Here is an 11,249-nt window from a genome sequence, read left to right on the forward strand (position 1 = left end):
GCTGAAATTCACGAAAATTTCTTCACATAAAATGGCCGAAACCCTTGCCTGTGCCCCCATCTCCGCGTCCCCGCGTCTCCGCGTCCCCGTGTCCTACCCCACCAACCAATTTATTCAGCAAACCCTATTTAGGTGTCAGTTAGCCTCATAAGGTCAGAACTGCAAACCTCAGCCATCATCTAATTTTACCGAAAAATTGTGGTTGAAAGCCTCCCCTTTTAAGGGGATAATAAAGAAAAATTTTCATTATTAGTCAATCCTCTTCTTTTCAAGGAGAGGTAATTATTCATTATTCATTATTCATTATTCATTGTTGAATGGATATTCTTGGCAATCATCTATTTTATATAATAATTCATAACAAGGTTTTTTTTCTAATGCCTGGTCTATTTGATAGATGATTTTTATATATTCGGTTTTTTTAGTTTGAATTTGATTCTCAGTACCTTGATTTAGAGGAATATTTTCTAATTCTTGAATTGCTTTTTGTAGTTCGTCTCTGGCAGTTTCTAATTGTGCTTTTTCTAAAGCAACTTTGGCTTTACTAATAGCTGATTCTGCTTTTTTAGTTACTGTGTCTAATATTGTTTGAGTATTGGTTTCTGGTTTTTGAAATACTCCTTGAAACCTGTCAAAAATGTTTGCTGTATTAGTAATAATACCAAGAATACCACCAATTATCGTTATTGCTGTCACTATTACTGCTAACGACCTACCTTTTCCAGGTCGTGGAGAATTATTTTGAGAAGGGTCTGATGATTGTCTAGTCATTGGTAGTTTTGATTTGGTTCGTTAAAGGATAATTGGATTATAGAGCGATCGCTTTTAGGATGTTCAACTTGGTATACGTTTTGGGTTTATGTTGGGTTTACTCTGCCGATAAGCCACGATAACGTTGCCTTAACCCAACCTACAAATACTCATTAAGTTCCTCGGTAGTCCTGCATAGTAATGGTATACAGGAAAAAGGAATACTTGGCACGGGAGCAAGATACTCCCACTGCCACCCTGTAACAAACATAATGACAATGCACGACCATTACAATGCACTATCACGATATCCTAGTAATTCTACGAGTTTATCTCGAGACTTTTGATACCACTTTTGATCTCCTTGTTGTTTAAATAAACTGGCAGCTTGTTCAAAATCTGATATCGCTTTTTCAATATTTTTGTTACGCTCGTGAATCAGACCCCGGTTATAGTAGGCACTGGCATTTTTGGTATTGAGTTGAATAGCTTTGTTAAACTCAGCGATCGCCTGTTCATATTTTCCCTGGTCATAGTGAACCCAACCCTTGTTGTTGTAAGCATAAACATCTTTGGGCTTGAGTTGAATAGCTTGGTTAAACTCAGCGAGCGCCTGTTCATATTTTCCCTGTTTACGGTAAACCAAACCTCTGTTGTTGTAAGCATAAACATCTTTGGGATTGAGTCGAATAGCTTGGTTAAACTCAGCGAGGGCCTGTTCATATTTTCCCTGGTCATAGTAAAGCCAACCCCTGTTGTTGTAAGCATAAACATCTTTGGGATTGATTTGAATGGCTTGGTTAAACTCAGCGAGGGCCTGTTCATATTTTCCCTGGTCATAGTAAACTAAACCCCTGTTACTGTAAGCATAAGAATCTTTGGGTTCGATTTGAATGGCTTGGTTAAAGTCAGCAAGGGCCTGTTCATATTTTCCCTGTTTACGGTAAAAATGACCCCTGCTGTTGTAAGCATAAAACAATTCGGGATTGATTTGAATGGCTTGGTTATAGTCAGCGAGGGCTTTTTCATATTCTCCCTGGTTATAGTAAACATGACCCCGTTGATAGTAAGCATCAGCATATTTGGGATTGATTTGAATAGCTTGGTTAAACTCAGCGAGCGCCTTTTCATCTTCTCCCTGGTGATGGTAAACTTGACCCCTGTTGTTGTAAGCTATAGCATCTTTGGGATTGATTTGAATAGCTTGGTTAAACTCAGCGAGCGCCTGTTCATATTTTCCCTGTTGATGGTAAACATGACCCCTTTTGTTGTAAGCATCAGCATCCTGGGTTTGATATCGAGTAGCATTACCATCATTTGTGGCACTCTGATTTTCTCTAGTCGGAGAAGGCGAGACAACAGGAGTTGGCCTCACCAAAACCCTGCTAACATCCTGTGGCATCTCCCGCAAAAAAGTCGAAATCAAAACCCCATCCCCATCTCTATCATCCTCCGTCAACCCCACATGAATACCTACCAACTGCCCCATCTCATTCAAAACCGCTCCCCCACTCATACCTTTATACACACCCTCACCAGCTTCAGTAGGTTGATAATTCAAATTATCTCCTGCTCGTGGGTTAGTCACCTTGGCAGGAGTAAACTGAAAACCCTCCCTATTCTCAACTCCAGGCCAACCCCCCACATAAACTTGACTATTATTATTTAACTGACTCACCTCCCCTACTTCCACCACCTTATATTCCTTCAGACTAGCAAACTTTACCACTGCCAAATCCTGCTTTCGGTAACGGCGGATAATTTCTAGTTTAACTACTTCTGCATCCTCCCCCGGTTTTTTACTACGAACAACCACTCGATAATCATTTTTGTCAGGAAAAATATGCTCCGCAGTCAGCACATAATAAGTAGAATCTTTTTTACCAATAATTACCCCGGAACCAGCAGGGGAAAATCTACCACCTCCAGTAGTAACACTAGGAGTAACAATTTCTACAGTAATGTTTTCAGCTAATCTATTTAGAGCAAATGGACTTAAAGGAATATTGTCTTGTCTAGCAGTAAAAATTGGATTTGATATGGAAATTTTAGTAGATACATTTGTACTTATTTCTGATTCAGATTTACTGTAGCCAACCAGAGCAATGGTGATTAATCCAATTGTTATTTTAGTAATATGTTTCATTATGGTTGTTTTGATGAAAAATATGACCCACCAATACCTGCCAAGGATTGAAATCCTTGGCTAATAGCTCAAGTCATCTTTCAGATGACTATTGACTCATATACCTTCTTTTACCTTTAGTCATCTTTAGATGACTTCTGCTTTGAGCCAAGAAATTTATTTCTTGGCGGACTTGGCGGATGACAAAGATGACTCGCCAATACCTGCCAAGGATTGAAATCCTTGGCTAATAGCTCAAGTCATCTTTCAGATGACTATTGACTCATATACCTTCTTTTACCTTTAGTCATCTTTAGATGACTTCTGCTATGAGCCAAGAAATTTATTTCTTGGCGGATGACAAAAATGACCGTTTGTCTTCAATAATATCTAGATGCAGAATAGCACCGTATACCCAATGGTGTTTAGCCCAACCGACTTGTACTAAGAGGTAATGGTGACGCTCAGTATCGAAAATTGTCTCTACCCGAACATTGCCAGACTTGTGCAAAGAAGCTTGTTCTTTGATAAGATTTTGGATAATTTGACTATAGTCTATTGCCATTTGATAATTTCCTCAATGTCTGAATTATAAACAATTGTTAAAAAATAATTTATCCTAGTAGACTGACACATTTTAATGGTGCATTAGATTCAATTCAAAAGTCAAAAGTCAAAAGTCAAAAGTAAGAATTTTCAAGTTAAAAGCTAATGCACAGTTTTAGCTGTGTCAGTCTACTACAAATTTTGCTACTTTGTTGGGTTTCCCTCCAGGAAGCTCCGCTAACACTTCGTTCTACCCAACCTACATTAGCTAGACAAAACTCAAACCAAACAAATTATTTAGTAGGTGGAGAATATTTCAACATTGCATCAATATTAATAGTCTTTATATCTCCATATTGTTCAAAAATACTAGCCGAATGTTTCAAAGGATCGACAGAATCTTTTAGATTTAATTCACCTATTTGATTAACCATTCCTTGAGCATTATCACCAGGTATAAGAGTCATTAAAACATTAGAACTAGGACAATTGCCAGTATAGTTATTTAGACTACCAATAGCGCATAATACAGGTTGGTTATTTGCACGACTAGGAACAATTTTACTCAAATCTCCTGTCTGTTGAAACTTCTCAAAGTTATCAGAAACTTCACGGCAACGTTTCTGGGGGTCATATCCAGCTTTGATGAAATACTCGCTTTCCCAAATAATTAGAGTTATTTTTCCCCTGATAGGATGGTCTGCTATAGTAGTAGCTTTACCATTATCAGTACCACAGTAGAAACTAGCAAAACGACTAGCTTGTTGGGCCTGACTGTACTGAGTTAGCCCAGAAGTTACAGCTAAACTCAAGCAACCAATAGTTGCCCATTGTTTGAGAAATTGAAAATTCATACATAGCACTCCTATTACCAAAAAATATATATAGCGTTTCTCAAATTGGTGAGATACAGTTTTAGATCCCCCCTAACCCCCCTTAGTAAGGGGGGAATTTAAAAAGGGAGGAGGTTTCAAAGTTCCCCTTAAAAAGGGGGATGCGCGGGGGATCGTAAATGTACCTCATCTTTATGAGAAATGCTATATCAATTGTATTCAATATATATCAATTATATTCAATTTTTGCATCTAGCAGCTAGATTTAATTAGCATAAATTGAGTTTGAGAAACAATGAATTTACCTACAAAAGTCACTTTGATAATTCCAGAAAGTTTCAGAAAAATCATCAAAATTATTTTCAATACATTTGAGTTTTAAAATATGTATAAATAGTATAAATAGTCATAAAATTAATCTCAAAAATCAGAGTCAAATTAACTGGATTTGTTATTCATCTAATTCTAATTATGCTAATTTTAATCTCTCTTTTATTGACATACCTTGCAAATGTTTACTAAGACTATATAACCCACATTCCGCTTCTACTATTCTTATCTCATCAATTAGTACTGCCACTATTCCTAATCATAAATCTCATCTAGAACGCGAATAGCTGCTTGAGATAAACTATATTTATTCACCTAAATTTTCCTCTCGCAACTGCTTAAATTTTTGCTTTAATTGTGCAATAACAATTTCTCCATAAACTTTTTCACCCCTTTCTAATTGTTCTAAACCTACTTTGACTTGAGCGCGAGTTTCATCAAGCCATTCTTGATAATCTTGTTCTTGTTTTTCTAATAGTTTTAAAGCAACATCGATCGCCTGTTGAATATTGGTATACCTTCCCTTAGCAATTTGGGATTGAATAAATTTTTCTTGTTCGGGACTTAAGATAATATTCATCGTTCGATTTAAAAAATCAACTATATTTAATTCTATATTGTATTGATTGTAATTATAATTCTGATTCTAATTCTAATTCTGCGAATTTTAATCTATCTTTGATTGACATACCCTGCAAATATTTACTAAGACTATATAAATCTATTTTCTGATAATCATCTTTAAATAATGGAATCAAAGATTCAACAATAGAAACAATTCCATCTGGAGGTACTGCATTACCAATTTGCCGCCTAATTTCAGTAAAAGAACCTTCAAAAATAAAATCATCAGGAAATGTTTGTAACCTTGCTCTTTCTCTATTTGTTAAAGACCTTGGTTCGGGATAATGATAACCCCATGTTCCTCCACCCCCACCAGCAATAATTGTTGCAGAAGGTTTGTCTGGATCTATTCGCCGATAAACATGACTAATCATTCCTTTTACATAGTAGGGACTATCTTTCGGAATATCTCTAAAATTACCTCCTGCTTTTATTCTTTTCAATATTTCAATTGTTCGAGGTTTAATTTTTTGATGTTCATTATTGTTGGGAACTTTTTCTACATTTTTAAGTGCTTTACCAGCAGTTTTATAAGGATATTTACGACCAATACCATATTCTGGCTGAGGATGAATAAAATTAAAACCTGTATCCATTCTAATCCCTACTAAAATTACTCTTTCCCGAAACTGAGGTACTCCATAATCGGCAAATTTGTATAATTTAGGTTTAACTAAATAACCTGGAGATATACTTTCAAAATCTGATATTATCTGTTGAATTGCTTGATGTTTATTCGCACTTAATAAACCTTTGACATTTTCTGCTATAAATGCCTTTGGTTGTTTCTTTTTAACAAATTCTAAGAAGTAGGTATATAAATTGCCTCTTGTACCCTCTAAACCAGGACGCTTCCAAATCATTGAAAAATCTTGACAAGGAAACCCTCCCGTAATTAAATCTGCCTTTGGAACTGCATGAATATCTATATTTTCAATTTGATTATGCTTGATAACATCAGCAATATTTTGCTTAAAAGTTTGACAGGCATAAAAATTAGAATCAACTGCCCAAATTAACTTAAATCCTGCGTAATGAAATGGTAAATCCATTCCTCCACAACCTGAAAATAAAGAGATAAGTTTTGGTGGTATTTTCCACTGTATTTTATTGACACGTTCAATCAACATTTTATCAAACAAAAAAGCGTTCTTTTTGACGAATAAAAATGTATCATATTTTCACCATCAAATCAATTTTTTTGATTGCAAACATATACAAAAAAATAAATTATTTTCTTAATTATAAACATTTCTAGACAAAATTACGAATTTAAGATATATTAATAAAGTTAAGACATAAAACAATAAAATACTAAAATTATAACGAGACTCACCAAAGTAAACTTTGGCAAGGAGATTAATTAATGAAAACAACTCAAGAACCACGGCAAAAACAAAGTCGCTATAAAGGACTCACACAGGGTGAAGTGGAGGCAAATAGGCAAACACATGGGTCTAATTTATTAACGCCACCCAAGCGATCGCCTTGGTGGAAATTATGGTTAGAAAAGTTCGACGACCCAGTAATTAGGATTCTAATAATTGCCGCCGTTATTGCCATTACTGTGGGAATTTTTGAAGGTAATTATGTAGAAGGTTTAGGCATTATTGCTGCCATAATTCTGGCTACCTCTGTTGCTTTTTTAAATGAATATAAAGCTGGTAAAGAATTCGATATTCTCAATCAAGTAAGTGATGAAATTCCTATCGCAGTAATTAGGGATAATAAAGTTACAACAGTTCCGAAAAAAGATTTAGTAGTAGGCGATATTGTACTGATAGAAACAGGAGACGAAATACCAGCAGATGGTCAAGTATTAGAAGCAGTTTCTCTGGAAGTTAATGAAGCTAGTTTAACGGGAGAAGCAATACCTGTTCCCAAAATAGCAGATGTCAAATTATCCTCTAATGGTAATACTGGTTGCGCTTATCCACCAAATAAAGTATTGCGAGATACTGTAGTCAATGATGGACATGGAGTAATCGAAATCACAGCAGTTGGCGATGAGACAGAAATTGGCAAAACTGCTAGATGCGTTCTAGATATCACAGATGTAGAAACGCCTCTAAATCTACAACTCGAACGTCTTAGTAATCTAATTGGTATTCTTGGTTTAGTCATAGCAGTCTTAATTGATATCGCCTTAGTAGCACGGGGTATCTTCACCGGAGAACTCAATCTAACCTCTGGACAATGGTACATTATCAGTATCCTGACAGTTAGCTTAACTGTTGCTCTGACTAGAGTATGGTTGCCAATAATCGTAGATGGATTGGAATCAGTAGGCAAAGAAATCGAACTACCAGAGTGGCTGGAAAATGATAGCGGGATAGCTTGGGTAAAAAATATTTTGCTTGCCCTGGCAATATCTGGCATCGGTATCGGGGTAGGTTACTATTTAGAATTGGTTCCCACTTCTCCTACTGACTGGATATCAGCAGATGTTGCTGTTAAATTCCTCACCTACTTTATGATTGCAGTTGCAGTTATCGTTGTGGCAGTACCCGAAGGACTAGCACTGAGCGTTACTCTCAGTCTAGCTTACAGTATGCAGAAAATGACTCAACAAAATAATCTAGTGCGCCGGATGCACGCTTGCGAAACCATCGGTGCGACAACAATCATTTGTTCCGATAAAACAGGTACATTGACCGAAAATAAAATGCAGGTGAGTGATGTAAATTTTCCTAGCTTAGACGGTCAAACTCTCAATCCTGACAACATTATAATAGAAGCAATTTGTAGCAATAGTACAGCTAACCTAGAATATAAAAAAGGTGAAGAATCTATTCCTCTAGGAGACCATACAGAAGGTGCTTTGCTATTGTGGTTGGAGGAAAATAATATTGAGTACATTGATAAACGAGATGATTTTGATATCGTTAGTCAGTTAACTTTTTCAGCAGACAGAAAGTACATGGCAACTATGGGAAATTCCTCCATCACAGGAGACAAAATACTCCATATTAAAGGTGCGCCAGAATTACTGCTCGCGAGTTGTCATCAAATTCTGACTGCGGAGGGAGTCAAACCTTTTGCAGATTCTACAAGAGAATCTATTGCAGCAGAGTTAAATCAGTATGAAACTATTGGCAGACGGACTTTGGGATTTGCCTATATTCGAGACCCCCAAGACTATCAACAGGGAAAAGAACTCGAACAGTATCACGATTTGATTTGGTTGGGTTTTGTGGCGATCGCCGATCCAGTGCGAGAAGAAGTACCAAATGCAGTTAAAATCTGTCAAAAAGCTGGTGTAAAAGTCAAGATGATTACTGGGGATAGTCGTCTGACTGCGGTAGAAATAGCTCGCGAAATCGGTATTATAAGTCAGGACGATCCTAATGATTGTTGTATTACTGGTGGTAAACTACGTTCCCTGGATGATGAAGCAGTTTTAGCAGTGCTGAAAAAAGTTAAAGTGATTGCTAGAGCGCGTCCCCAGGATAAGCAACGTATTGTACAGTTATTACAAACTAGCGGGGAAGTTGTGGCAGTTACGGGTGATGGTACTAATGATGCACCTGCTTTGAATCAAGCGCAGGTAGGTTTGTCTATGGGTAGCGGTACTTCTGTTGCTAAAGAGGCAAGCGATATCATTATTTTGAATGACTCTTTTGCCAGTATAGAAAATGCCGTGATGTGGGGGCGATCGCTTTACCAAAATATTCAGAAGTTTATTCTATTTCAGTTAACAATAAATGTTGCTGCTTGTGGAATAGCTTTGTTGGGGCCGTTTATTGGGATTAATTTGCCGTTTACGGTGACTCAATTATTGTGGGTGAATTTGATTATGGATACTTTTGCTGCTTTAGCTTTAGCAACGGAACCCCCTAATCCAAAAGTGATGGAAAATACACCTAGAAATTCCCAAGATTTTATTATTTCTAAACCAATGATGGTGAGTATTTTTTCCGTAGCTGCAGTATTCCTGGTATTTTTCGTTGCTTTCTTACTTTATATCCAGAAAGATAGAGTGGTAACTCCTTATGAATTATCTCTATTTTTTACTACATTTGTGATGTTGCAGTTTTGGAATATGTTTAATGCCAAATGTTTTGGTTTACAAGAATCTGCATTTTCTAATATTAGTAAAAATGGCAGTTTTGTGGCGATCGCTGCCTTTATTTTTGTAGGGCAAATTTTGATGGTGCAATTTGGTGGAGCTGTATTTAGGACGGTTCCTTTATCTTTAAGAGATTGGTTGGTAATTGTTGGTGGTACTTCTATTGTGTTGTGGATTGGAGAAATTTGGCGAATGATTCAGATGAGGTTTAAGGTTTCTTAAAATGTTGTAGCAGTAGCAGTAGTGGCGTGTCAAGCTGAAAATGGTGTATTAAATTTTTGAGTATAATTCTTGCCCTGACTAAGGTTTGGAGAATTTTCCTAAAACACTATTTCAAGCTTGACGCGCTACTAGACTTTTGAATTAAAAATTCTTACTTTTGACTTTTGAATGCATGACTTTTGAATTGAATCTAATTTAGGTGAAACAATCCACTACTAGACTTTTGAATTGAAAATTCTTACTTTTGACTTTTGAATGCATGACTTTTGAATTGAAAATTCTTACTTTTGACTTTTGAATGCATGACTTTTGAATTAAAAATTCTTACTTTTGACTTTTGAATGCATGACTTTTGAATTAAAAATTCTTACTTTTGACTTTTGAATGCATGACTTTTGAATTAAAAATTCTTACTTTTGACTTTTGAATGCATGACTTTTGAATTAAAAATTCTTACTTTTGACTTTTGAATGCATGACTTTTGAATTGAATCTAATTTAGGTGAAACAATCCACTACTAGACTTTTGAATTAAAAATTCTTACTTTTGACTTTTGAATGCATGACTTTTGAATTGAATCTAATGCACCATTTTAGATGTGTCAGTCCACTATAAGAGCTACACTAAAACTTAGTAAATATCATCAGAGGCGATTATGTCTGTAGAGTTACAAAAACGAAAGCTTACCGTTAAAGAATATTATCAAATGGCTGAAGTAGGTATTCTTAAGCCAGATGAACGAGTAGAATTAATTGCAGGAGAAATTATTAAAATGGCACCTATTGGAATTCCTGATGCTGGTTGTGTAAGGCGCTTAAATGGAATTTTTAATAAACTATTGTCAGGAAAAGCGATAGTTGATGCTCAGAATCCCATAGACTTAAATAATGAAAGTGAGCCACAACCAGATTTAGTTTTGCTGAAGTGGCGCGATGATTATTATGCTGAAAAACATCCACAACCAGAAGATATTTTATTATTAGTTGAAGTAGCTGACTCAAGTATTAAATATGACCGGGAAGTCAAAGTAGATTTGTATGCTGAAAATGGAATTTGTGAAGTGTGGTTGATAAATATTAATCAACAATTAGTAGAAGTTTATCGGCAACCTGTGGAGAATAGTTATCAGTATCAGCAGCAATTTTCTCGAGAACAGAATTTAACTATTCAAGCTTTTGAGGATATTAATTTAAGTGTTGATGAAATTTTAGGAGGTTGAAATGTTGAGCTTTGTAGAGGGTTTACAACAGTTAGAAAAATTGATGATAGAAGATGATTTTACCTCTATTGATGCCGATAAAATTTTTGTTATGGGTGGAATTAGTTGGCAAGTCTACGAACAGTTATTGAAGAGTTGGCAAGATAATTATTGTTGGCGTGTAACTTTTTTAGAAGGGTGCTTAGAAATTATGTCGCCGAGTCGTCGCCATGAATTTATTAAGAGTAATATTGGTCGGTTATTAGAGGTTTATTTTGAGGAAAGTTGCATTCGTTTTTATGGTTTTGGCTCAACTAATTTTCGGTCGGAAGTAACAGTTAGAGGTATTGAACCTGATGAATGTTATTGTCTGTTTAGTAATAAAGATATTCCCGATTTAGCTATTGAAGTTGTAATTACCAGTGGAGGTATTAATGCTTTAGAAGTTTATCGAGGTTTAGGAGTTTCTGAAGTTTGGTTTTGGCAAAACGGAAGTTTTGATATTTATTGTCTAAATAAGGGAAAATATGAACAGATGCTTAGGAGTAAATA

General features: G+C 35.8%; 9 protein-coding genes and 1 CRISPR repeat array. Of the genes, 3 read left to right on the forward strand and 6 right to left on the reverse strand.

Annotated elements, in window-relative coordinates:
- Window positions 1-303: 303 nt before the first annotated feature.
- The 6 genes from F6K54_RS30375 to F6K54_RS30400 all read right to left on the reverse strand — a co-directional run bounded on the left by F6K54_RS30375 (window position 304) and on the right by F6K54_RS30400 (window position 6,338).
- The gene (locus F6K54_RS30375; protein WP_293086187.1) at window positions 304-771 is read right to left on the reverse strand and encodes a hypothetical protein; all 468 of its coding nucleotides are present in this window, start codon (window positions 769-771) and stop codon (window positions 304-306) included.
- A gap of 268 nt (window positions 772-1,039) precedes the next feature.
- Window positions 1,040-2,896 (reverse strand): serine protease, encoded by a 1,857-nt coding sequence (locus F6K54_RS30380; protein WP_293086190.1) that lies wholly within the window; start codon window positions 2,894-2,896, stop codon window positions 1,040-1,042.
- Window positions 2,897-3,218: 322 nt separating this feature from the next.
- Window positions 3,219-3,440 (reverse strand): element excision factor XisI family protein, encoded by a 222-nt coding sequence (locus F6K54_RS30385; RefSeq protein WP_293086193.1) that lies wholly within the window; start codon window positions 3,438-3,440, stop codon window positions 3,219-3,221.
- Window positions 3,441-3,714: 274 nt separating this feature from the next.
- Entirely contained in the window at window positions 3,715-4,275 is a 561-nt protein-coding gene (locus F6K54_RS30390; RefSeq protein WP_293086196.1) for a COP23 domain-containing protein, read from the reverse strand.
- 616 nt (window positions 4,276-4,891) lie between these two features.
- Window positions 4,892-5,164 (reverse strand): type II toxin-antitoxin system ParD family antitoxin, encoded by a 273-nt coding sequence (locus F6K54_RS30395; RefSeq protein ID WP_293086199.1) that lies wholly within the window; start codon window positions 5,162-5,164, stop codon window positions 4,892-4,894.
- A 52-nt stretch (window positions 5,165-5,216) separates the two neighbouring features.
- Window positions 5,217-6,338 carry a DNA cytosine methyltransferase gene (locus tag F6K54_RS30400; protein WP_293086202.1) on the reverse strand — a complete coding sequence of 374 codons (1,122 nt, stop codon included), beginning with the start codon at window positions 6,336-6,338 and terminating at the stop codon, window positions 5,217-5,219.
- A 236-nt stretch (window positions 6,339-6,574) separates the two neighbouring features.
- On the opposite strand from F6K54_RS30400, the gene F6K54_RS30405 reads away from it, so the two are divergent.
- The 3 genes from F6K54_RS30405 to F6K54_RS30415 form a co-directional block, all read left to right on the forward strand.
- Complete coding sequence (locus tag F6K54_RS30405) at window positions 6,575-9,499, forward strand: calcium-translocating P-type ATPase, PMCA-type (protein WP_293086205.1); 2,925 nt, start codon at window positions 6,575-6,577, stop codon at window positions 9,497-9,499.
- A gap of 249 nt (window positions 9,500-9,748) precedes the next feature.
- Window positions 9,749-10,074: a CRISPR direct-repeat array (repeat unit 24 nt; unit sequence TTTTGAATGCATGACTTTTGAATT).
- Window positions 10,075-10,154: 80 nt separating this feature from the next.
- Window positions 10,155-10,718: a Uma2 family endonuclease gene (locus F6K54_RS30410; protein ID WP_293086208.1), complete on the forward strand. Its 564-nt coding sequence runs from the start codon at window positions 10,155-10,157 to the stop codon at window positions 10,716-10,718.
- 1 nt (window position 10,719) lies between these two features.
- Window positions 10,720-11,249, forward strand: a 530-nt coding sequence (locus F6K54_RS30415) for a Uma2 family endonuclease (protein ID WP_293086211.1), incomplete at its 3' end; no start/stop codon positions are given.

It is taken from the genome of Okeania sp. SIO3B5 (assembly GCF_010692555.1).
Taxonomy (GTDB): domain Bacteria; phylum Cyanobacteriota; class Cyanobacteriia; order Cyanobacteriales; family Microcoleaceae; genus Okeania.

Coding starts and splice junctions, on each gene's coding strand:
- F6K54_RS30380 (WP_293086190.1), bottom strand. CDS start 2,896: ATGAAACATATTACTAAAATAACAATTGGATTAATCACCATTGCTCTG.
- F6K54_RS30390 (WP_293086196.1), bottom strand. CDS start 4,275: ATGAATTTTCAATTTCTCAAACAATGGGCAACTATTGGTTGCTTGAGT.
- F6K54_RS30410 (WP_293086208.1), top strand. CDS start 10,155: ATGTCTGTAGAGTTACAAAAACGAAAGCTTACCGTTAAAGAATATTAT.
- F6K54_RS30395 (WP_293086199.1), bottom strand. CDS start 5,164: ATGAATATTATCTTAAGTCCCGAACAAGAAAAATTTATTCAATCCCAA.
- F6K54_RS30400 (WP_293086202.1), bottom strand. CDS start 6,338: ATGTTGATTGAACGTGTCAATAAAATACAGTGGAAAATACCACCAAAA.
- F6K54_RS30375 (WP_293086187.1), bottom strand. CDS start 771: ATGACTAGACAATCATCAGACCCTTCTCAAAATAATTCTCCACGACCT.
- F6K54_RS30405 (WP_293086205.1), top strand. CDS start 6,575: ATGAAAACAACTCAAGAACCACGGCAAAAACAAAGTCGCTATAAAGGA.
- F6K54_RS30385 (WP_293086193.1), bottom strand. CDS start 3,440: ATGGCAATAGACTATAGTCAAATTATCCAAAATCTTATCAAAGAACAA.